At 60.2% G+C, this 20540-nt stretch carries 20 protein-coding genes and 2 pseudogenes; 15 read left to right on the top strand and 7 right to left on the bottom strand.

Annotated elements, in window-relative coordinates; genetic code table 11:
* The first annotated feature begins 99 nt into the window (after positions 1 to 99).
* The 3 genes and pseudogenes from FQ182_RS21770 to FQ182_RS21760 all read left to right on the top strand — a co-directional run bounded on the left by FQ182_RS21770 (position 100) and on the right by FQ182_RS21760 (position 2198).
* A complete protein-coding gene (locus tag FQ182_RS21770; RefSeq protein ID WP_149413570.1) occupies positions 100 to 399 on the top strand; it encodes a hypothetical protein in 300 nt (99 codons plus the stop codon).
* Between the two features lie 27 nt (positions 400 to 426).
* Positions 427 to 807, top strand: a pseudogene (locus FQ182_RS21765) (DNA-3-methyladenine glycosylase); the annotation flags it as partial.
* Positions 808 to 881: 74 nt separating this feature from the next.
* Positions 882 to 2198, top strand: coding sequence for a bifunctional DedA family/phosphatase PAP2 family protein (locus FQ182_RS21760; RefSeq protein WP_149413571.1), 1317 nt, complete (start codon positions 882 to 884; stop codon positions 2196 to 2198).
* A gap of 57 nt (positions 2199 to 2255) precedes the next feature.
* On the opposite strand, the gene FQ182_RS21755 is transcribed toward FQ182_RS21760, so the two are convergent.
* From FQ182_RS21755 to FQ182_RS21745, 3 genes are read right to left on the bottom strand one after another with little or no spacing between them, the layout of a single operon-like run.
* Positions 2256 to 2846 (bottom strand): LON peptidase substrate-binding domain-containing protein, encoded by a 591-nt coding sequence (locus FQ182_RS21755; RefSeq protein WP_149413572.1) that lies wholly within the window; start codon positions 2844 to 2846, stop codon positions 2256 to 2258.
* 21 nt (positions 2847 to 2867) lie between these two features.
* Positions 2868 to 3584, bottom strand: coding sequence for an LrgB family protein (locus FQ182_RS21750; protein WP_149413573.1), 717 nt, complete (start codon positions 3582 to 3584; stop codon positions 2868 to 2870).
* Positions 3581 to 3943 (bottom strand): CidA/LrgA family protein, encoded by a 363-nt coding sequence (locus FQ182_RS21745; protein WP_149413574.1) that lies wholly within the window; start codon positions 3941 to 3943, stop codon positions 3581 to 3583. The genes FQ182_RS21750 and FQ182_RS21745 overlap by 4 nt, the downstream gene beginning before the upstream one ends.
* Before the next feature lie 177 nt (positions 3944 to 4120).
* Between FQ182_RS21745 and FQ182_RS21740 the strand changes: the two genes are divergently transcribed.
* The 3 genes from FQ182_RS21740 (at position 4121) to FQ182_RS21730 (ending at position 7189) form a co-directional block, all read left to right on the top strand.
* A complete protein-coding gene (locus tag FQ182_RS21740; RefSeq protein ID WP_149413575.1) occupies positions 4121 to 4576 on the top strand; it encodes a MaoC family dehydratase in 456 nt (151 codons plus the stop codon).
* 218 nt (positions 4577 to 4794) lie between these two features.
* A complete protein-coding gene (locus FQ182_RS21735) occupies positions 4795 to 6519 on the top strand; it encodes a C13 family peptidase (RefSeq protein WP_149413576.1) in 1725 nt (574 codons plus the stop codon).
* Between the two features lie 28 nt (positions 6520 to 6547).
* Positions 6548 to 7189 carry an oxidoreductase gene (locus FQ182_RS21730; protein WP_149413577.1) on the top strand — a complete coding sequence of 214 codons (642 nt, stop codon included), beginning with the start codon at positions 6548 to 6550 and terminating at the stop codon, positions 7187 to 7189.
* 142 nt (positions 7190 to 7331) lie between these two features.
* Here FQ182_RS21730 and FQ182_RS21725 read toward each other — a convergent pair whose 3' ends face one another.
* The 4 genes from FQ182_RS21725 to FQ182_RS21710 form a co-directional block, all read right to left on the bottom strand.
* Positions 7332 to 7616, bottom strand: coding sequence for a YceK/YidQ family lipoprotein (locus tag FQ182_RS21725; RefSeq protein ID WP_149413578.1), 285 nt, complete (start codon positions 7614 to 7616; stop codon positions 7332 to 7334).
* Entirely contained in the window at positions 7609 to 8238 is a 630-nt protein-coding gene (gene ubiX, locus FQ182_RS21720; RefSeq protein ID WP_149413579.1) for a flavin prenyltransferase UbiX, read from the bottom strand. Before ubiX ends, FQ182_RS21725 begins: the two co-directional genes overlap by 8 nt.
* Positions 8235 to 9584, bottom strand: a complete 1350-nt coding sequence (mpl, locus tag FQ182_RS21715; protein WP_149413580.1) for a UDP-N-acetylmuramate:L-alanyl-gamma-D-glutamyl-meso-diaminopimelate ligase — start codon at positions 9582 to 9584, stop codon at positions 8235 to 8237. Before mpl ends, ubiX begins: the two co-directional genes overlap by 4 nt.
* Positions 9585 to 9655: 71 nt before the next feature.
* On the bottom strand, positions 9656 to 11566 hold the full coding sequence (locus tag FQ182_RS21710) for a sigma-54-dependent Fis family transcriptional regulator (protein ID WP_149413581.1): 1911 nt from the start codon (positions 11564 to 11566) through the stop codon (positions 9656 to 9658).
* A gap of 306 nt (positions 11567 to 11872) precedes the next feature.
* Between FQ182_RS21710 and FQ182_RS21705 the strand changes: the two genes are divergently transcribed.
* The 9 genes and pseudogenes from FQ182_RS21705 to FQ182_RS30430 form a co-directional block, all read left to right on the top strand.
* Positions 11873 to 13393 (top strand): aldehyde dehydrogenase family protein, encoded by a 1521-nt coding sequence (locus FQ182_RS21705; RefSeq protein WP_149413582.1) that lies wholly within the window; start codon positions 11873 to 11875, stop codon positions 13391 to 13393.
* Between the two features lie 213 nt (positions 13394 to 13606).
* Positions 13607 to 15049, top strand: a complete 1443-nt coding sequence (eat, locus tag FQ182_RS21700; protein WP_149413583.1) for an ethanolamine permease — start codon at positions 13607 to 13609, stop codon at positions 15047 to 15049.
* A gap of 51 nt (positions 15050 to 15100) precedes the next feature.
* The gene (locus FQ182_RS21695; protein ID WP_149413584.1) at positions 15101 to 16495 is read left to right on the top strand and encodes an ethanolamine ammonia-lyase subunit EutB; all 1395 of its coding nucleotides are present in this window, start codon (positions 15101 to 15103) and stop codon (positions 16493 to 16495) included.
* Positions 16492 to 17346 (top strand): ethanolamine ammonia-lyase subunit EutC, encoded by an 855-nt coding sequence (gene eutC / locus FQ182_RS21690; protein WP_149413585.1) that lies wholly within the window; start codon positions 16492 to 16494, stop codon positions 17344 to 17346. The genes FQ182_RS21695 and eutC overlap by 4 nt, the downstream gene beginning before the upstream one ends.
* A gap of 91 nt (positions 17347 to 17437) precedes the next feature.
* Positions 17438 to 17893, top strand: coding sequence for a GNAT family N-acetyltransferase (locus FQ182_RS21685; protein ID WP_149413586.1), 456 nt, complete (start codon positions 17438 to 17440; stop codon positions 17891 to 17893).
* A gap of 247 nt (positions 17894 to 18140) precedes the next feature.
* Entirely contained in the window at positions 18141 to 18797 is a 657-nt protein-coding gene (locus FQ182_RS21680; protein ID WP_149413587.1) for a DedA family protein, read from the top strand.
* 6 nt (positions 18798 to 18803) lie between these two features.
* Complete coding sequence (locus FQ182_RS21675) at positions 18804 to 19616, top strand: zinc-dependent peptidase (protein WP_149413588.1); 813 nt, start codon at positions 18804 to 18806, stop codon at positions 19614 to 19616.
* Positions 19617 to 19727: 111 nt separating this feature from the next.
* Positions 19728 to 20255, top strand: a complete 528-nt coding sequence (ppa, locus tag FQ182_RS21670; RefSeq protein WP_149413589.1) for an inorganic diphosphatase — start codon at positions 19728 to 19730, stop codon at positions 20253 to 20255.
* 63 nt (positions 20256 to 20318) lie between these two features.
* Positions 20319 to 20423, top strand: a pseudogene (locus FQ182_RS30430) (transcriptional regulator); the annotation flags it as partial.
* Between the last annotated feature and the right edge of the window lie 117 nt (positions 20424 to 20540).

Here is a 20540-nt window from a genome sequence, read left to right as displayed (position 1 = left end):
AGGCTGAAGCCTTGGGCATGACTGATTTGAATGGTGGCGCGCTCTTCAACGCTGAGTTCGGTATAAGACATAGGGGCAGCACCGTACCGGAAAGGTCAGGTGTTGCACTCAGTTTTTGCCGCCGCCCTTGAACGATATGCTGCAGGCATTCAAGGTGCAAATAGTGCGGAGTTTGAAAAGGCAGTTAGAATTACAACAGCTTTAAAAATTGGCATACATGCATTAAAGAACAACCAACCTTTTATGCTTGATGAAAATATCCTTTCCGTCTTCAAACAGCTCTCCGAAAACGATACTGTTATTTATAGCTTATTAAAAAGCTCTCCTGACAAAATCAACGAATTCAAATATGCCTTCCGTGACTGTCATGAACGCCTTCAACAAATGATGGGCGGCTAAAACGACCTTCACAGGTAAATCACGGACGTCTTGATCAAATCTGGCTATCCGTGGGTCGATGAATTATCGGGGCCGGCGAGCCTGGCACAAATGCTGTTGAACAACCCGGATGCCAGCGGCAGGCCGCGCCCATCCCAGAAGCTGTGCGCCGGGCAGACCCTGCTATGTAAGGCCCTGGGCCTAAAAGTGCCGATGTGGGACGCCAAACGCTTTGACCAGGAACAGCTCTACGTCGAAGACGTGGGACTGGTTCCGGCGCAGATTATCCAGACCACCCGTCTGGGGATTCCCAACGGACGGGATGAACACTTGATGTATCGCTTTGTCGACGGCGGCTATTCGCCCTACTGCACACGGAACCCGCTGCGCCGGGGCCAAGTCGAAGGCCGCGACTACTTTTTGGTTTGAAAGATATAAGTCCACCCACTGTAGGAGCAAGCTTGCTCCTACAGTGGACTGTGAATACCAATGGAGTTGATTTTATGGGCCCATGGCTCGATGGCATTACCGGCTGGCTGACCCTCAACCCCCAATGGCTGGCGGCGGCGGTGTTTATCGTGGCCTGCGTTGAATGCCTGGCAATCGCCGGCTTGATCGTGCCGGGAACTGTTTTGCTATTCGCCATTGCCGCATTGGCAGGTAGTGGTGCGCTGTCACTGGGGGAAACACTATTGCTGGGTTTGCTCGGCGGGCTGTTGGGCGATTCAGTCTCCTACTACCTCGGCCGCCATTTCCACCAGAATATCCGCCGCCTGCCCGGCCTGCGCCATCATCCGGAATGGATGAGTGGTGCCGAGGCCTACTTCCACAAGTACGGCATTGCTAGCCTGCTGGTAGGACGCTTCATCGGCCCGCTGCGGCCGATGCTGCCGATGGTTGCCGGCATGTGCGACATGCCTTTCCCGCGCTTCGCCGCCGTCAGCGTGCTGGCGGCCGCCGGCTGGTCGGTGGCGTACCTGCTACCGGGCTGGGCCACGGGTGCAGCGTTTCGCCTGCCGCTGCCCGAAGGTTTCTGGCCCGAGGCCGGAGTCGTCGCTGCGTGCCTGGCGGTCTTGCTGGGAGTAAGCCTCAACAGCAGCCTGCGCGGTCATCGACGGGCCACGTTGTGGATGGGTTGCGCCAGCCTGACGTTGTTGATCGCCCTGTTTATCGGCTATCCGTACCTGAACCACTTGGACCAAGGCTTGATGGCCCTGATCCAGGAACACCGCGGCCCGGCGATGGACCAGGCCATGGTGATGATTACTCAGTTGGGTGAGTTCAAGAAGATGTTCGTCGCCAGCGCGGTGCTGACCGGGCTGCTGCTGCTCGCGCGGCAATGGCGCCACGCGATTTTCGTCGGCGCCACCCTGCTCGGTGCGGCGCTGATCAATACCGGCACCAAGCTGTTTTTTGCCCGTGGACGCCCGGAAATACTGACCGACCCTCTAACCAGCTTCAGCATGCCCAGCGGCCACGCCTCCGGCTCGTTTGCGTTTTTCCTGGCCCTGGCAGTGCTCGCAGGCCGTGGCCAACCCACGCGCATGCGCCTGACATGGCTGTTGCTGGGCTGCATCCCCGCCGCGACCATCGCCCTGTCGCGGGTGTACCTGGGCGCCCACTGGCCGTCCGACATTCTGGCCGGCACCCTGTTGGCGATAACGGTCTGCGCCTTCAGCCTGACCCTGAGTCAGCGCCAGACGCTTCTGCCGCCGATGTCACCGAAGGTCTGGTGGCTGATCTTGCCGGCCTGTGTGGCAGTGTTGGGTTTTTTTGCATTTAGCGGCAGCGCCCACGCTCTGCTCAGGTACGCCTACTAAGTGGACCGATGAATATTCTGAAAGCAGAGACGGACGATTCCCTGCACACAAGGCGGTTCAGGTGAGCAGCTCACCTTGCAGCTCATCAAGCAACAACTGGATCGCATCCAGGCGCCGTTGCGGGTCGTCCAGTTGCAACAGGTCAACCTTGTCGGCCTCGGTAAAGGGCAGCAAATACGCCAGTCGATGACCCAGCACCTGCTGACCTTCAGCGTCGGCGCCCATATCCAGAGACGCGACCATTGGGTGCTCAGCAAGTGCCTGGAGTAGCGCCAGCAGGTCGCAATCCTCTTCGTCCAGGGGCCGCTCGGGTTGCTCTTCCAACCATTCGACTTCAGCGAGCAGTAACTGATCGCGCTGCACATCCGCCTCCAGCACGCGGAACCGCCGGCCACCTTCAACCCGAATCCCCAGCAGGCCATTATCCTGCTGCTTGAAGTCGCGGATCAGTGCTTCGCAACCAACCAGCGCGTAGCCATCGGGAGCCATCCCGACTTCCTTGCCATCAAGGATGCACACCACGCCAAAGCTTTCGCCCTTTTTCATGCAGCGGCTGATCATGTCCAGGTAGCGCGCCTCGAACAGTTGCAGATCGAGGGTGCAACCGGGAAACAGCACAGTATTGAGCGGGAAAAGCGCCAGACTCATAGAGGTTTCCTTAAACCCGACTTAAATCACCAGTGATACCGCCAACGGCAGGAACACTGCCGTCGCAACACCCATCAAACTCATCGCCAGCGCCGCAAAGGCGCCGCACTCTTCACTTTCCTGCAAGGCCACCGAGGTGCCGACGGCGTGGGCAGTCATGCCCAACGCCATGCCACGCGCCTCCGGGCTGTGAACCCCCAGTCGCGACAAATATGCCGGCCCGATCATCGCCCCGATCACCCCGGTGATCAGCACAAACACTGCCGCCAGCGCCGCCACACCACCGATCTGCTCGGCCACCAGCATGGCAATCGGCGAGGTCACGGACTTGGGCGCCATGGTCATCAACATCATGTGTTCGGCACCGAACCACCAGCCCAGTAGCACACACAGGCCGGTCGCCAGCACACCACCCACCACCAGCGTAGTAAAAATCGGCCAGAACAGCTGGCGAATCCGTCGCAGGTTCAAGTAAAGCGGTACCGCCAGGGCCACCGTCGCCGGGCCCAGCAGGATGCTCATGATCTCGGTACTTTTACGATACTCGGCGTAGGTCAGGCCGCAGCCCAGCAGCACGCCGATCACCAGCAGCATCGACACCAGCACCGGCTGCAGGAAGATCCAGCGGGTTTTCTCGAAGCCTGCCAACACCAATTGATAGGCGCCCAGGGTGATGCCAATGCCAAACAACGGATGATGGATCACCGCTGCCCACGCGCCTTGCCAGTCGAAGGTCATTGCCCCTCCTCCCGCCGCGCCTGGCGCTTGACCAGTCTTTGCATCAGCACGCCAACAAAGCCCATGGCGATCACCAGTGACAGCACCAGCGCACCTACGATGGCCCAGAAGTCGGTGGCGATGTCCTTGGCGTAAACCATCACGCCCACAGCTGGCGGCACCAACAGCAACGGTAAGTAACGCAGCAAACTGCTGGCCGCCAGGCTCAGGGGCTCGGCTACCTCGCCGCGCCACACCAGATACGCCAGCATCAGCAGCAGACCGACAATCGGCCCCGGCAACACCGGCAGGAACAAGTGATTAATTGCCGTGCCAAGCAATTGAAACAGCACCAGCCATGTCAGACCGCGTAACAGCATCCGTTCTCTCCCCCAAAAAGCGCGCCGGCCATTATAAGCACGCTGGACCTATGGACCGGCATTCGCCAAAAACATGGAGGGTTGACCAAGCCTATTGCCCATGATGATCTAAGGTGGTTGTCAGGGCTTCGCCCCACACATGAACAATAAAAACCGATGAACCCAAGGAGAGTCACAATGCCCTCAGTACCCGTAGCGCAGCTCAAAGATTATGTCGGCAAGGAACTGGGACGTTCCGCATGGCTGACCATCGACCAGGAACGCATCAACCTGTTCGCTGAAGCCACTGGCGATCATCAGTTCATCCACGTCGACCCGGTGAAGGCCGCCCAGACCCCGTTTGGCAGCACCATCGCCCACGGATTCCTGTCGTTGTCGCTGCTGCCAAAATTGATTGAAGATATTCTGATCATGCCCGAAGGCGTGAAAATGGTCGTCAACTACGGCCTGGACACCGTGCGCTTCATCCAGCCAGTAAAGGTCAACTCCAAGGTGCGCCTGGCCGTCACCCTCACCGACGCCACTGAGAAAAAACCCGGCCAATGGCTGCTCAAGGCCACCTGCACCCTGGAAATTGAAGGCCAGGAAAAACCAGGCTACATCGCCGAGTCGTTATCACTCTGTTTCGTCTGAAACAGTCATGTAATCAAAAGCTTACCTTTAGCGAGCGGGCTTGCCCGCGTTGGGCCGCGAAGCGGCCCTAAAACCTGCAACCTGATTTCGTATGAAGGTGCGCAGTGTCTTTATTGGGGCGACTGCGCAGCCCAACGCGGGCAAGCCCGCTCGCCACAAACTCATGTATAGATCTCACAGCTGCGGCATACTCGGCGCTCAATTATCCGGATCCCGCTATGCGCCCACTCGCTCCCCTTGCCCTTGTCCTGGCCCTTTTGCTCACCGCGTGCGGTGATGGCGAATCACTGTTGCCGCCCGATGCAAGGCTGCCGGACGGCGGGCGTTACCGTGGCGATGTGGTCAATGGCCTGCTGCAAGGCCAGGGACGCGTGGACTACCCTAACGGCAGTTGGTACGCCGGCCAGTTCGACAAGGGCCAGTGGCACGGCCAAGGCGAATGGCACGGCAGCAACGGCGAAGTCTATAAAGGTCAGTTCCAGCAAGGCCTGTTCGACGGCCAAGGCAGCCTGACTACTGCGGGCACCAATTACGTTGGCGGTTTCAAGCAAGGCCGGCGCAACGGCGAAGGCACCCTCAAAGAGGGCCAGATGACCTATCGCGGCGAATTCAAGGACGACCAGTACTCCGGCCTCGGTCGCCTGGAGCTGGCCGACGGCAGCCAATACCAGGGCCAGTTCACCCACGGTAAACCCAACGGTGAAGGCCAGCGCAGCGACGACAGCGGCAACCAGTTCAGCGGCCACTTCGTCAACGGGCAATTGGAAGGCAACGGCACCTTCAATAGCGCTGACGGCGACATGTACGTCGGCCACTTCAAACAGAACCAGCTCAACGGCAAGGGCCGCTACGAAAACGCCGACGGGGATGTGTGGATCGGTGAGTTCAAGGAGGGCGCGCTGAGCGGCAAGGGCGAATTGATTGGCGTCGACGCCAGCCACTACGTAGGTCAGTTCAGTGACTGGCGCTTTACCGGCGAGGGTCGCCTGAACCTCACCGACGGCAGCTTCTATGTGGGCGGTTTCGACAGCGACAGCTATCAGGGCAAAGGCACGCTGGTGCTCACCGATGGCACCGTGCAAGCCGGGACGTGGGTCAACGGCATGCGTGTGCGCAATGCCGACGGCCACCTGCTGCCCGATGCGCTGGAAGTCGGCGTGCTGGCCCAGGGTCGCCTGCTCGACCAGGCTCTTGCCGCTGTTCCCGCCTCAACTGCAGCGGTTGAGCTGTACACCCTGGTGCTGGCGGGTGATGGCAAGCAAAGCGTGTTTCTGCGTGAAGCCGACTACGTCAGCAACCTGCTGGCCACCCGCTTCGGCGCCCAAGGTCAAATCCGCCTGGTCAACCACCGCGACCATATCGCCGATCGCCCCATGGCCACCCGGGAAAGCTTGCGCCGCGCCGTGCAAACGCTCGCCGAACGCACGGGCCCGGAAGATCTGGTGTTCATCTATTTGACCAGCCACGGCACCCACGAGCATGAACTGGTGCTGGACCAACCTCGCATGGAACTGGCCGACCTGCCAGCCGACGAGCTCGCCGCCGTGCTGGCACCGTTGAAAAACCGTGACAAGATCATTGTCATCTCGGCGTGCTACTCCGGTGGTTTTATCCCAGCGCTAAAAGACGAACGCACCCTGATAATGACGGCTTCCCGAGCCGACCGCGTATCGTTTGGCTGCTCCGAAGAGGCCGACTTCACCTACTTTGGCAACGCGCTGTTCGCCCAGGCCTTCAACCAGTCCGACGATTTACAGCAAGCCTTCAAGCTGGCGCAGCTGCATGTAACCGAGCGCGAGATGGAGGACAACTTCGAAGCCTCCGAACCCCAGATCTGGGCACCCAAAGGGGTGATCGCCCATTGGCAATTATTACGCAAGCAGCAGGCACGAAAAGCGCTCGAAAGCGTCTCTATGAATAGCAAGGAAGCCAAGAGCAACTAAGCTGAAACCGTATCAAGGGGGAAACATCATGTACTTGACGCCTCAGCATGTCTTGCTTGCCGGAGCCTCGGGTTTGACCGGGGAACATCTGCTGGACCGCCTGCTCAACGAGCCCACCGTGACCCGCGTACTCGCGCCCAGCCGAAAGCCTTTGGCCGAGCATCCGCACCTGGAAAACCCGGTGGGCGACCCGGCGGTGTTCCTGCCGCAACTCAGCGGGCGGGTGGACATCGCTTTCTGCTGCCTGGGCACCACCATTAAACTGGCAGGCTCCGAACAAGCCTTCCGTGCCGTCGACCTGGACATGGTCGTGGCCTTCAGCAAGCGCGCGCGGGAAATGGGCGCACGGCACCTGATCGTGATCAGCGCGATTGGCGCCGATCCGAAATCCTCGGTGTTCTACAACCGAGTCAAAGGCGAAATGGAACAGGCCTTGAAGGCCCAGGACTGGCCGCAATTGACCATCGTCCGACCTTCACTGCTGCTGGGGGAGCGGCTGGAGACCCGCCTGGTGGAACAACTGGCGGGGCCACTATCGCGACTGGTTCCTGGCAAGTATCACGGCATAGAAGTCTGCGAACTGGCCCGGGCGATGTGGCGGCTGGCGCTGGAAGAACAAAATGGGTTGCGGATTGTGGAGTCGGATGAGCTGCGTAAGCTCGGCAAATAATGCTGCTGGGGTGATTCACCGTAGCAGCTGTCGAGCCCCGGCGAGGCTGCGTCAGGTGCGACTCGGTGCTGGGGGCTGATCTGAGAGCGGTGGTGTGGCCGACGTTGCCTCGCCGGAGCTCGACAACTGCGGGGCGAGCAAGCTAGAGCCCGCCCGTCGCGTTAAACCCTATTCCCAGCACCGTCAACACCGACAGCGGCAATAGCAGCGTATCGAGCAAGGCGCTGGCCGGCAGGTCGATGCCAGGGTAGCTTGGGGCTTCGGCGCCGAAGCGGTCCATGGCACAACAGCCACCCTGCATCGCATACAGGTCCAGGCGCATGCCTGCATATACCACCGGCGCACCCGGTTTCGCCGCATCCAGGGTGCGTGCAGTGGCGCAGCCCGTCAGTTGTAGCGCCAGCAATACCAGCAGCGCTTTATTCATCACTGCTCAAATGATGCTCGCCCCAACGCGGCAACATGTCCTGAGGAATGTTCAGCAGGTTGAGAATCCGCGCCACTACAAAGTCCACCAGGTCATCGATGGTTTGCGGCTGATGGTAAAAGCCTGGGGACGCCGGCAGGATGGTCACACCCATGTTCGACAGCTTGAGCATGTGCTCCAGATGGATACTCGAATACGGCGCCTCGCGCGGCACCAGAATCAACTGGCGACGTTCCTTCAAGGTCACGTCTGCCGCCCGCTCAATCAGGTTGTTGCAAGCACCCGTGGCAATCGCCGACAAGGTTCCGGTGGAACACGGCACCACCACCATCGCCGCCGGCGCGCCGGAACCAGAGGCCACCGGCGACATCCAGTCTTCCTTGCCATAAACCTTGATCTGCCCCGCCGCCGCACCGGTGTATTCGGTGAGGAAGGCCTGCATCATCTGCACCTTGGGTGGTAGCGTGACATCGGTCTCGGTCGCCATCACCAACTGCGCAGCCTTGGAGATCAGAAAGTGCACCTCGCGGTCTTCACGTACCAGGCAATCGAGCAGGCGTAGGCCATACGGCGCGCCAGACGCGCCGGTCATCGCCAGGGTGACACGCTCCGGCCCGCTCATTGCAATGCCTCGGCCAGTTTGCCGTGCAGGCCGCCGAAGCCGCCATTGCTCATGATCACCACATGGGTGCCGGGCTTGGCCTGGCTTTTCACGCGTTCGATGATGCCTTCCAGCGAATCGCTGACAATCGACGGTACCGTGCACAGGTTGGCGACAGCCGCCAGATCCCAGCCGAGGTTGGCCGGCGCATACCACACCACCTGGTCGGCATCGACCACGCTTTGCGGCAAGCCATCGCGATGGGCACCGAGTTTCATGGAGTTGGAGCGTGGCTCAATGATGGCGATTATCGGCGCATCACCCACGCGCTTGCGTAAACCGTCGAGGGTGGTGGCAATCGCCGTCGGGTGGTGGGCAAAGTCGTCGTAGATGGTAATCCCATTCACTTCAGCGACCTTTTCCATGCGCCGCTTGACGCTCTTGAACGCGCTCAACGCGGCGATGCCCATGGACGGGACTACGCCGACATGACGGGCGGCGGCCAGGGTAACCAGGGCATTGGCAACGTTGTGCTGGCCGGTCATATCCCAGTCGACCACGCCCTGGGCGACACCTTCGAACAACACCTCGAACCTGGAACCGTCCTGGCTCAGCAACTTGACCTGCCACTGCCCGCCGGCACCGGTGGTTTGCACCGGGGTCCAGCAGCCCATCTCGATCACTCGCTGCAAGGCAGGCTCGGTGGTCGGGTGGATCACCAGGCCTTCGCTGGGGATGGTGCGCACCAAATGGTGAAACTGCCGCTCGATGGCTGGCAGATCAGGGAAGATATCAGCATGATCGAACTCCAGGTTGTTCAGGATCGCCGTGCGCGGGCGGTAGTGAACGAACTTGGAACGTTTGTCGAAGAAGGCGCTGTCGTACTCGTCGGCTTCGATGACGAAGAACGGCGTGTCACCCAGACGCGCCGACACCGAGAAGTTCTGTGGCACACCGCCGATCAGGAAGCCCGGGCTCATGCCGGCGTGTTCCAGGACCCAGGCCAGCATGCTGCTGGTGGTGGTTTTGCCATGGGTGCCGGCGACGGCCAGCACCCAGCGGCCTTGCAGCACATGGTCCGACAGCCATTGCGGACCGGAGACATAGGGCAGGCCTTTGTTCAGCACGTATTCGACCGCCGGGTTGCCACGGGACATGGCGTTGCCAATCACCACCAGGTCCGGGACCGGGTCGAATTGCGCCGGGTCGTAGCCTTGGGTCAACTCAATACCCTGGGCCTGCAGTTGCGTGCTCATGGGCGGATAAACGTTGGCATCGGAGCCGGTGACATGATGGCCCAACTCTTTGGCCAAAACCGCCATCGAGCCCATGAACGTGCCGCAAATACCGAGAATATGAATGTGCATAGTCGACCTCGTAAAACATCGAGGCAGGTTAGCGCAGGGTGGGAGAAATCGCACTCTTTAGCTGCAGGATCTCAACGGGCGATGCCATGTTTACGCAGCTTTCTGTAGAGCGTATTGCGGCTGACGCCCAACTGCCCGGCGGTATGGGTCATGTGCCAGCGCTGTTGCTCCAGGGCGTTGAGCAACGCCAGGCGCTCGGCATCGTCTAGGGGTGAGTCCGTAGGCTCATCCACTGCGACCGGCTGCGTTCGAGCCTGGCGAATTATCGCCGGCAAGTCCTCAAAACCGACCCGCCCTTCGTCACACAGCGCCGCCAACGTGCGCAACACGGTGCGCAGCTGCCGCACATTGCCTGGCCAAGCAAACGCCAGCAGCGCCTGGCGCGCCGCACTATCAAGCAGCACCGGCTGATCGCCCGCCTCTTGCGCCAGCAGGAAGTCCAGCAATTGCGACTTGTCGCTACGCTCACGCAACGGCGGCAAGGCGATTTCCAGGCCGTTGAGCCGGTAGTACAGGTCCTCGCGAAAGCTGCCGTCCTGCACCCGCTCCAGCAGATTGCGGTGGGTGGCGCTGATGATTCGCACGTTCACCGCTTGTGGTTCGCCACCGATAGGCACCACCAGTCGATCCTCCAGCACCCTTAATAGACGGGTCTGCAAGGCCAGGGGCATGTCGCCGATTTCGTCGAGGAACAAGGTTCCGCCGTCGGCCTGTTGCAGCTTGCCGCGCATGCCTTCCTTGCGCGAGCCGGTAAAACTGCCGCCGCGATAGCCGAACAGTTCACTTTCGATCAGACTTTCCGGGATCGCCGCACAGTTGAGGGCGACGAAGGACTTTTCTGCCCGTTGACTGGCGTGGTGCACGGCCTTGGCGAAGGCCTCCTTGCCGGAGCCGGTTTCGCCGTTGATCAGCAGCGGCACGTCACGCTCGAACACTCGCAGAGCCTTGCGAAAATCGCTTTGCAGCGCCGCGTCCCCCAGGCAAATACTCGGCAGGCGCGGCCGATCCACCTGCGGCAGCGCTTGTACCACCGGGCTCGGCACACTACGGGGCTGGCCGCGTAATACCGCGAATACATTGCGCCCATCGCGGGTGCGCAGGGGCCAACTGGCGCTGGCATTGACGCTGGCGCGACCGAGTAGCTCATCCAGGGAGCAATCGAAAAACATCTCCACCGGCAGCCCCAGCAAACGCCCACGGGCTTCGCCCAGCAGGTTCAGCGCGCTCTGGTTGAGGGCACAAATCCGCCCTTCGCCATCAAACGCCAGCAACCCTTCACTGAACAGGCCCACAGACTCGGCCTGCAGATGGAAACGCAGCAGCCAGTGATTCTCAAAATAACGCAGGAAATAGCAGCTCTCGATCATCTTCGCCGAGAGGTTGACCAGCGCCATGGTGTGGAACTGGCTCTGGCGCGAGACCGCTTCCCGTGCCGAGGACACATCGAGCACCGCCAGCAGCTCGCCATGGGGATCGAACACCGGGCTGGCGGAGCAGGTCAGGCCGGTATGGCGGCCACGGAAGTGTTCATCGCGATGAATGGTCAGAGCCTGGCGCTCCACCAGGCAGGTACCGATGCCGTTGGTGCCTTCGCAGGCCTCGCTCCAATCGGCGCCAAGCCATAGCCCGGCGCGCTCGAAAATCTTGCGCTCGCTGGGGGCAGTGACGCAGTTGAGGATCACTCCTCGTGCATCGGTCAGCAGCACCGCGTGGCCCGCGCCGGAAAGCTGCTGGTGCAGGCTGGTCATTTCATTGCCGGCGATGTGCAACACCTGTTGCAGGCGCTCGCGACTTTCCAGCAGGCGACCGTGTTCCAGCACCGTGGGGGCGATGGTCAGCGCGGGGTCGAGGTGATAATCCTCCAGGCAACGCAGCCAGGAGCGGGCAATAGATGGGTCGCTGCCCGGACCGTGCTGTGGGTCTTGGCCACGGGTTACGGTCAGCACTTGCTGGGCATGGCGACTGAAATGATCGTTGTGCATATTCTTATTGTTCTCCTGCTGCGTGGGACACACCGCGGACCGGGACGCCCAGCATCCTCCAGGCTCTTGCTCATTGCAATCGCGGTTCGACCCGTGGGTCACAGGGCGTATCGCTTATGGCACAAACTGTCACGAAGGCTGTATCACTCCTGTCACAACGAATGCCTGTGAAAAATCGCAACCCCTTGATTTACCTGGCCTGCAAGGCACTGGCCCGACCTTTGCTCTACGCTTATACAAGCGCAGCTGCCTATACATGCAATGTGCTGCCCTCCAAATAAACATAAAAGCCAGGAGATACCCACCATGCGTTACGCACACCCCGGTACTGAAGGCGCTATCGTTTCGTTCAAGGCCAAGTACGGCAACTTTATCGGTGGCGAGTTTGTTGCGCCGGTCAAAGGCAACTACTTCACCAACACTTCGCCAGTAAACGGCAAGCCCATCGCCGAATTCCCGCGCTCTACTGCCGAAGACATCGACAAGGCCCTGGACGCCGCCCACGCCGCCGCTGACGCCTGGGGCAAGACCTCGGCCCAGGACCGCTCGCTGGTGCTGCTGAAAATCGCCGACCGCATTGAACAGAACCTGGAACTGCTGGCCATCACCGAAACCTGGGACAACGGCAAAGCGGTTCGCGAAACCCTCAACGCCGATATCCCCCTGGCCGCTGATCACTTCCGTTACTTCGCCGGTTGCATCCGTGCCCAGGAAGGCAGCAGCGCCGAAATCAACGAACACACCGCCGCCTATCACTTCTACGAACCGCTGGGCGTGGTCGGGCAGATCATCCCGTGGAACTTCCCACTGCTGATGGCTGCCTGGAAACTCGCCCCGGCCCTGGCCGCCGGTAACTGCGTGGTGCTCAAGCCCGCCGAGCAAACCCCGCTGGGCATCAACGTGCTGATGGAATTGATCGGCGACCTGCTGCCGCCGGGCGTGCTGAACGTGGTGCATGGCTTCGGCAAAGAAGCCGGCGAAGCCCTGGCCACCAGCAAGCGCATCGCCAAGATCGCCTTTACCGGCTCAACGCCAGTGGGCTCGCACATCATGCATGCGGCCGCCGAGAACATCATTCCCTCCACCGTTGAGCTGGGCGGCAAATCGCCGAACATCTTCTTCGCCGACATCATGAAAGCCGAACCGCAGTTCATCGAGAAGGCCGCCGAAGGCCTGGTGCTGGCGTTCTTCAACCAGGGTGAAGTCTGCACCTGCCCATCCCGTGCATTGGTGGAAGAGTCGATCTACGACGACTTCATGAAAGTGGTGATGAAAAAGGTCGAGCAGATCAAGCGCGGCGACCCGCTGGACACCGATACCATGGTCGGCGCCCAGGCTTCCGAGCAACAATTCGACAAGATTCTTTCCTACCTGGAAATCGCCAAGGCCGAAGGCGCCGAGCTACTGACCGGCGGCAAGGTTGAGAAGTTGACCGGCGATTTGGCCACCGGCTATTACATCCAGCCGACCCTGCTCAAGGGCAACAACAAGATGCGGGTGTTCCAGGAAGAGATCTTTGGCCCGGTGGTGAGCATCACCACCTTCAAGGATGAAGCCGAAGCGCTGGCGATTGCCAACGACACCGAGTTTGGCCTGGGCGCCGGTTTGTGGACCCGCGATATCAACCGCGCTTACCGCATGGGTCGGGCGATCAAGGCTGGTCGTGTCTGGACCAACTGCTATCACCTCTACCCGGCGCATGCCGCGTTTGGCGGTTACAAGAAGTCCGGTGTGGGCCGTGAAACTCACAAGATGATGTTGGATCACTATCAGCAGACCAAAAACCTGTTGGTGAGCTACGACATTAATCCGTTGGGCTTCTTCTAAGCACTCCTGTGCGGGCAACCCACTCCCATATTTGAAATGCAATCAAATGTGGGAGCCGGGCTTGCCCGCGATGGCGGCGAGTCATTTAACAAATGATGTTTGCTGAACTGCCGTTATCGCAGGCAAGCCCACATTTGATCTTCGCAAGTAGCTGCTACCCCATCCGGCTCAAGAAAGCCGGGACAAAACAATAAGAATAGAAGGTGCTTCATCATGCCTAGCGAACCTACCGGCACATCCGGCTCCTCCGTCGACTTCGAAAAGGTCGGCTCCGAATACTTCCAGCAACGCGAACTGAAAAAAGGCGCCGCCGGCTGGGTGCTTTTGGTCGGCCTCGGCGTTGCCTACGTGATCTCCGGCGACTATGCCGGCTGGAACTTCGGCCTGGCCCAGGGCGGCTGGGGCGGGATGTTCCTCGCCACATTACTGATGGCCACCATGTACTTGTGCATGTGTTTTTCCCTGGCCGAACTGTCCTCCATGATTCCTACCGCCGGCGGCGGCTACGGCTTTGCCCGCAGCGCATTTGGCCCCTGGGGCGGATTTCTCACCGGCACGGCGATCCTGATCGAGTACGCCATCGCTCCGGCCGCCATCGCAGTGTTTATCGGCGCCTATTGTGAGTCGTTGTTCGGCATTGGCGGCTGGATGATTTATCTGGCGTTCTACATCATCTTTATCGGCATCCACATTTTTGGTGTCGGTGAGGCGCTGAAGTTGATGTTCGTCATCACTGCCGTCGCCGCCATTGCGTTGGGCGTGTTCCTGGTGGCGATGGTGCCGCACTTCAATGTCGCCAACCTGCTGGACATTCCGGTGACTGAAGCCAAAGGCGCCAGCAGCTTCCTGCCGTTTGGTTATGTCGGCGTGTGGGCAGCGATTCCTTACGCGATCTGGTTCTTCCTCGCCGTCGAAGGCGTGCCACTGGCCGCCGAAGAAACCAAGAACCCGAAACGCGACCTGCCCCGTGGGCTGATTGGCTCCATTGTGGTGCTCACCAGTTTCGCCCTGCTGATTCTGGTGATTGCACCGGGCGGTGCTGGCACCCTGGCGCTGGTCAAATCCGGCAACCCGCTGGTCGAATCCCTGGCCCTGGCCTACGGCGGCTCGACCTGGATGGGCAGTTTCGTCAATCTGGTGGGTCTGGCCGGGCTGATCGCCAGCTTCTTCTCGATCATCTACGCCTACTCGCGGCAGATCTTCGCCCTATCCCGCGCCGGCTACCTGCCGCGCAAACTGTCCCAGACCAATAAAAGCAAGGCGCCAGTGCTCGCGCTGGTGATCCCCGGCATTATCGGTTTCGGCCTGTCCCTCACCGGCCAGGGTGACCTGCTGATTCTGGTGGCTGTGTTTGGCGCGACCATTTCCTACGTACTGATGATGGCCGCGCACATCACTCTGCGTATCCGCCGCCCCAAAATGGACCGCCCGTACCGCACACCGGGCGGCATCTTCACCTCAGGCCTTGCCCTGGTACTCGCCTGCATCGCTGTCGTGGCGGGTTTTCTGGTAGATCCGCGGGTGGTGATTGGCGCCGCGATCATCTATGGAGTATTAATTGCTTACTTTGCTTTCTACAGTCGGCATCACTTGGTAGCAGGCACGCCGGAAGAAGAGTTTGCGGCCATTCAAGCCGCAGAAGCTGCCTTGCACTAACGCCGTAAACTACGGCGCGGGCCAACACCCGCGTCGTCATGGAGAGTCTGTATGGCAAGCTTTTCCCATTCGGTCGGCGCACTGACCTACCGCTTCGACAGCCTCAAAGACGTGATGGCCAAGGCCAGCCCGGCGCGCTCCGGGGATTTCCTCGCCGGTGTTGCGGCGCAGAACGACGGCGAACGAGTCGCGGCGCAAATGGCCCTGGCCAATATTCCTCTGAAGCACTTCCTTGAAGAAGTGCTGATCCCTTATGAAAGCGACGAAGTCACCCGACTGATCATCGACACCCACGACAAACAGGCGTTTGCCGTGGTCAGCCACCTGACCGTCGGCGGCCTGCGGGACTGGCTGCTCAGCGACGCGGCCGACGAACACAGCCTACGAGCCTTGGCGCCGGGGCTGACACCGGAAATGGCCGCCGCCGTGTCGAAGATCATGCGCGTGCAGGATCTGGTGTTGGTGGCGCAGAAGATCCGCGTCATTACCCAATTTCGCGGCACCATGGGCCTGCGTGGGCGCCTGTCTACGCGCCTGCAACCCAACCACCCTACCGATGAACCGGCGGGCATCGCCGCGAGCATTCTCGACGGCCTGCTCTACGGCAACGGCGACGCGATGATCGGCATCAACCCGGCCACCGACAGCATCGCCTCGATCTGCGCCATGCTGGAAATGCTCGACGCGATCATCCAACGCTATGACATTCCCACCCAAGCCTGTGTGTTAACCCACGTCACCACGTCCATCGAGGCGATCAGCCGGGGCGTGCCGCTGGACCTGGTGTTCCAATCGATTGCTGGCACCGAAGCGGCCAACGCTAGTTTCGGCATCAATCTAAGTGTGCTGCAGGAAGGTTACGACGCGGGCTTGAGCCTGAATCGCGGCACCCTGGGGCAGAACCTGATGTATTTCGAGACCGGCCAGGGCAGCGCCCTGTCGGCCAATGCGCATTTTGGTATTGACCAGCAAACCTGCGAAACCCGCGCCTATGCCGTGGCGCGGCACTTCAAGCCGTTCCTGGTGAACACCGTGGTCGGTTTTATCGGCCCGGAGTACCTGTACAACGGCAAGCAGATCATCCGCGCCGGCCTGGAAGATCACTTCTGCGGCAAGCTGCTGGGCGTGCCGATGGGTTGCGACATCTGCTACACCAACCACGCCGAAGCCGACCAGGATGACATGGACACCCTGCTGACCCTGCTGGGCGTGGCCGGGATCAACTTCATCATGGGCATCCCCGGCTCCGACGACATCATGCTCAACTACCAGACCACCTCGTTCCACGACGCGCTGTACGCCCGACAAACATTGGGTTTAAAACCAGCGCCCGAGTTTGAACAGTGGCTGGCGAAAATGGGCATATTCACGCAAGCCGATGGCAAAGTGCGTTTTGGCAACAGCCTGCCACCAGCCTTCCGCCAAGCCTTGGCGCAATTGGGATGAAGGAGCCTCCAGTGCATATCGATACCCCTGAGATCAGCACCGAGCCTGTGGATAATCCCTGGCTGGAACTGCGCCGCCTGACCCCGGCGAGGATTGCCCTGGGCCGCACCGGCACCAGCATTCCCACGGGCGCACAACTGGACTTTCAGTTCGCCCACGCCCAGGCCAGGGATGCGGTGCACTTGCCGTTCGATCACGCGGGGTTGAGCAGTCAAATGGCCGAGCGCGGCCGCGACAGCCTATTGCTGCACAGCGCTGCTATCGACCGCCACAGCTACCTACAACGCCCGGATCAGGGGCGGCGCCTGAGCGATGAATCGGCGCAGATCCTGCGGGACTACGCCGAGGCCAACCCAGGCGGCGTCGACCTGGCAGTAGTGGTGGCCGACGGCCTGTCGGCGCTGGCGGTGCATAAACATACGTTGCCGTTTCTGACACGAATGGAAGAGCAGACTCACGCAGAAGGCTGGTCGCTGTCGCCGGTGATTCTGGTGGAACAGGGCCGTGTGGCGGTGGCCGACGAAATAGGCCAATTGCTGGGCGCAAAAATGGTGGTGATCCTGATCGGCGAACGACCGGGGCTCAGTTCACCGGACAGCCTCGGGCTGTATTTCACCTACAACCCCAAGGTCGGCCTGACCGATGCCTACCGAAACTGTATTTCCAATGTTCGCCTGGAGGGCTTGAGCTACGGCATGGCGGCTCACCGCCTGCTGTACTTGATGCGCGAGGCCTGTCGCCGGCAATTGTCGGGGGTCAACCTCAAGGATGAAGCCCAGGTTCAGACACTGGAATCAGACGATCCTGCGATGATGAAGGGTAACTTCCTGCTCAGCCCGCCGGAGCATTGATTCTGCACGATTGCGATTTTTTCCGACTTTAGGCAGCATCAAACCACGGCCGCTCGCGTCGTCGTCCCCCATTTGGAAGTTGAGGCCTAGCATGCGGATTACTCAAGCGACCCTGGAACACCTGGACCTGCTGACCCCGTTATTCGTCAAATACCGCGAATTTTATGGCGCGCTGCCCTTTCCTGATTCATCCCGGGCCTTCCTGGAGAAGCGTCTGCGGCGCAAGGAATCGGTGATCTACCTGGCCCTGGCGGATGACGACGACAAACTGCTGGGCTTTTGCCAGCTGTATCCGAGCTTTTCGTCGCTGTCCCTCAAGCGCGTGTGGATTCTCAACGATATCTACGTTGCCGAAGATGCCCGGCGCCAGTTGGTGGCCGATAACCTGATGCGAACGGCGAAGAAAATGGCCAAGGAGACTCACGCCGTACGCTTGCGAGTGTCCACCAGCAGCGACAATAAAGTGGCTCAAAAGACCTATGAGTCGATCGGGTTTCGTGAAGATACGGAGTTCAAGAACTACGTGTTGCCGATCAGTGACGAATAGCCCCGCTAAAGGCAGCACAAACCTATGGCAAGGGAGCTTTGCTCCCGCTGGGCTGCGCAGCAGCCCCATAACCTGCACAGCTACCCTCTGCGACATCCCCCGCTACAAAACCAACACGCTTTTCACCACTCAGTCCGTATAATGCCGACGTTTCAGGGTCGTAAGAAAGTCGCCACAACCTTGTAGCCTTATTACCCGAAGCCTTCGCACGCCCCGCTGAGTCGGGTCATTCACACAGGTGCCATCCATGGATTTCAACCCGCTCGACCTTATCCTGCATCTCGACGTGTATCTCGACCTGCTGGTAACCAACTACGGGCCGTGGATCTACGCCATCCTGTTTCTAGTGATCTTTTGCGAAACCGGGCTGGTGGTCATGCCATTCCTGCCGGGTGACTCGCTGCTGTTCATCGCCGGCGCTGTAGCCGCGGGCGGCGGCATGGACCCGGTCCTGCTGGGCGGCCTGTTGATGCTGGCGGCAATCCTCGGCGACAGCACCAACTACGTGATCGGACGAACGGCTGGGGAGCGCTTGTTCAGCAACCCCAACTCGAAAATCTTCCGCCGCGACTACCTGCAGAAAACCCACGATTTCTACGACAAGCACGGTGGCAAAACCGTGACCCTGGCGCGCTTCCTGCCGATCCTGCGGACCTTCGCGCCGTTCGTCGCTGGCATCGCCAAGATGCCGTACCCACGCTTCTTCGGTTTTAGTGTTTTAGGCACCATCCTGTGGGTTGGCGGCCTCGTCACCTTGGGCTACTACTTCGGCAACGTACCTTTCATCAAGAAAAACCTGTCGCTGCTGGTGGTGTTTATCATCCTTCTGTCCCTGGTGCCGATGATCATTGGTGTATTCCGCAGCCGCTTTGGCCGCACCTCGTCCGAAGCCAAACCACACTGACCGGCGATGTGGTCCCTCAGCGCCTGGCGTCGCCGGCGCATCCTGGCCAAGCATCCCGTTGCCGATGACACCTGGCAGCGGGTGCGCCATCACCTGACCTTTCTCGACGGCATCAGCGCCGAGCAAGACCAGTGGCTGCGTGAAGCCTGCGTGATGTTTCTCGCGCAAAAACACCTCACCGCCCTGCCCGGCGTGGAACTGCACCAGGAACAACGCCTGCTGCTCGCCGCCCAGGCGCAACTGCCATTGATGCACCTGGGTGATTTGGAGTGGTATCAGGGTTTCCACGAAATCGTCCTGTACCCCGACGACTTTGTCAGCCCGCAACGCCATCGCGACGCCAGCGGTGTCGAGCACGAGTGGGACGGCGAACACAGCGGCGAAGCCTGGCAGCAAGGCCCGGTGATCCTCGCCTGGCCCGGTGTGCTGGCCAGCGGCAACTGGGAAGGCTACAACCTGGTGATCCACGAACTGGCCCACAAACTCGACATGCTCAATGGCGACGCCAACGGCCTGCCGCCGCTGCACAGCGACATGCGCGTGCAGGAGTGGGCGAATGTGATGCAAAGCGCCTTCGACGACCTCAACCGCCAACTCGACCACAACCCCGATGCCGAAACCGCCATCGACCCCTACGCCGCCGAAAACCCGGCAGAGTTTTTTGCTGTCACCAGCGAGTATTTTTTCAGCGCCCCGGATTTGCTGATCAGCAGTTACCCACGGGTCTATGAGCAACTGAGCCACTTTTACCGCCAAGACCCACTGACGCGCCTTACACAACTACAAGCCAGCGACCCGCGCTATCAGACTGAAGGCTAAGTACCGTACGACGTCTGGCGCGTGGCATCGGCCTCGGAATATGCCTATAATCGCCGCCACTTTTAGGCCAATCCGGCCAAGTTTCTTGGCCAACTACGGGGGCAACGCCCAATGAGCTACAGCAAGATTCCGGCTGGCAAAGACCTGCCGAACGACATCTACGTCGCCATCGAGATTCCGGCCAACCACGCGCCGATCAAATATGAAATCGACAAAGACAGCGATTGCCTGTTCGTTGACCGTTTCATGGCCACCCCGATGTTCTACCCGGCCAACTACGGCTTCATCCCCAACACCCTGGCTGACGACGGTGACCCCCTCGACGTGCTGGTCGTGACCCCTTACCCGGTCACCCCAGGCTCGGTCATCCGCGCCCGCCCGGTCGGCATCCTGCACATGACCGACGACGGCGGCGGCGATGCCAAAGTCATCGCAGTGCCACACGACAAACTGTCCCAGTTGTATGTCGACGTGAAGGAGTACACCGACCTGCCGCCATTGCTGCTGGAACAGATCAAGCACTTCTTCGAGAACTACAAAGACCTCGAAAAAGGCAAATGGGTGAAGATCGAAGGTTGGGGCAACGCAGAAGCCGCCCGTACCGAGATCATGAAGTCGGTAGCCGCTTACAAAGGCTGATACCCGCGACTCATTGCCCAGGCAATCCAGAAAGCCCCGATTAATCGGGGCTTTTTTGTGAGAGTGCTTTGGTGGTACACCCTCAATAATCGAAGGCCACCGGTGCCGCTGGATGATCATTTACTGAGCTACGAAGGCTCTAAAACGGACGCGAAGCTGGGAAATTGAGGGGAATATGGGTATCATGCGCGGCACATTTGGTAGGGGGTTGGCTTAACGCTCGCCGCCCTGCCTGGCGATGCGGAGGAGTTCCCGCTGATGCCCCTATCAGCCAGGTGAAAGCCT

The sequence above is a fragment of the Pseudomonas sp. ANT_H4 genome (genome assembly GCF_008369295.1).
Lineage (GTDB): Bacteria > Pseudomonadota > Gammaproteobacteria > Pseudomonadales > Pseudomonadaceae > Aquipseudomonas.
The sequence above is the reverse complement of the archived record's forward strand: the minus strand, read 5'-3'. Positions and strand labels throughout refer to the sequence as shown.

Bases quoted from the DNA above. Each gene is read 5' to 3' on its own strand.
- FQ182_RS21760 (WP_149413571.1), top strand. From the start codon at position 882: ATGGGCCCATGGCTCGATGGCATTACCGGCTGGCTGACCCTCAACCCC.
- FQ182_RS21755 (WP_149413572.1), bottom strand. From the start codon at position 2,846: ATGAGTCTGGCGCTTTTCCCGCTCAATACTGTGCTGTTTCCCGGTTGC.
- FQ182_RS21750 (WP_149413573.1), bottom strand. From the start codon at position 3,584: ATGACCTTCGACTGGCAAGGCGCGTGGGCAGCGGTGATCCATCATCCG.
- FQ182_RS21745 (WP_149413574.1), bottom strand. From the start codon at position 3,943: ATGCTGTTACGCGGTCTGACATGGCTGGTGCTGTTTCAATTGCTTGGC.
- FQ182_RS21740 (WP_149413575.1), top strand. From the start codon at position 4,121: ATGCCCTCAGTACCCGTAGCGCAGCTCAAAGATTATGTCGGCAAGGAA.
- FQ182_RS21735 (WP_149413576.1), top strand. From the start codon at position 4,795: ATGCGCCCACTCGCTCCCCTTGCCCTTGTCCTGGCCCTTTTGCTCACC.
- FQ182_RS21730 (WP_149413577.1), top strand. From the start codon at position 6,548: ATGTACTTGACGCCTCAGCATGTCTTGCTTGCCGGAGCCTCGGGTTTG.
- FQ182_RS21725 (WP_149413578.1), bottom strand. From the start codon at position 7,616: ATGAATAAAGCGCTGCTGGTATTGCTGGCGCTACAACTGACGGGCTGC.
- ubiX (WP_149413579.1), bottom strand. From the start codon at position 8,238: ATGAGCGGGCCGGAGCGTGTCACCCTGGCGATGACCGGCGCGTCTGGC.
- mpl (WP_149413580.1), bottom strand. From the start codon at position 9,584: ATGCACATTCATATTCTCGGTATTTGCGGCACGTTCATGGGCTCGATG.
- FQ182_RS21710 (WP_149413581.1), bottom strand. From the start codon at position 11,566: ATGCACAACGATCATTTCAGTCGCCATGCCCAGCAAGTGCTGACCGTA.
- FQ182_RS21705 (WP_149413582.1), top strand. From the start codon at position 11,873: ATGCGTTACGCACACCCCGGTACTGAAGGCGCTATCGTTTCGTTCAAG.
- eat (WP_149413583.1), top strand. From the start codon at position 13,607: ATGCCTAGCGAACCTACCGGCACATCCGGCTCCTCCGTCGACTTCGAA.
- FQ182_RS21695 (WP_149413584.1), top strand. From the start codon at position 15,101: ATGGCAAGCTTTTCCCATTCGGTCGGCGCACTGACCTACCGCTTCGAC.
- eutC (WP_149413585.1), top strand. From the start codon at position 16,492: ATGAAGGAGCCTCCAGTGCATATCGATACCCCTGAGATCAGCACCGAG.
- FQ182_RS21685 (WP_149413586.1), top strand. From the start codon at position 17,438: ATGCGGATTACTCAAGCGACCCTGGAACACCTGGACCTGCTGACCCCG.
- FQ182_RS21680 (WP_149413587.1), top strand. From the start codon at position 18,141: ATGGATTTCAACCCGCTCGACCTTATCCTGCATCTCGACGTGTATCTC.
- FQ182_RS21675 (WP_149413588.1), top strand. From the start codon at position 18,804: ATGTGGTCCCTCAGCGCCTGGCGTCGCCGGCGCATCCTGGCCAAGCAT.
- ppa (WP_149413589.1), top strand. From the start codon at position 19,728: ATGAGCTACAGCAAGATTCCGGCTGGCAAAGACCTGCCGAACGACATC.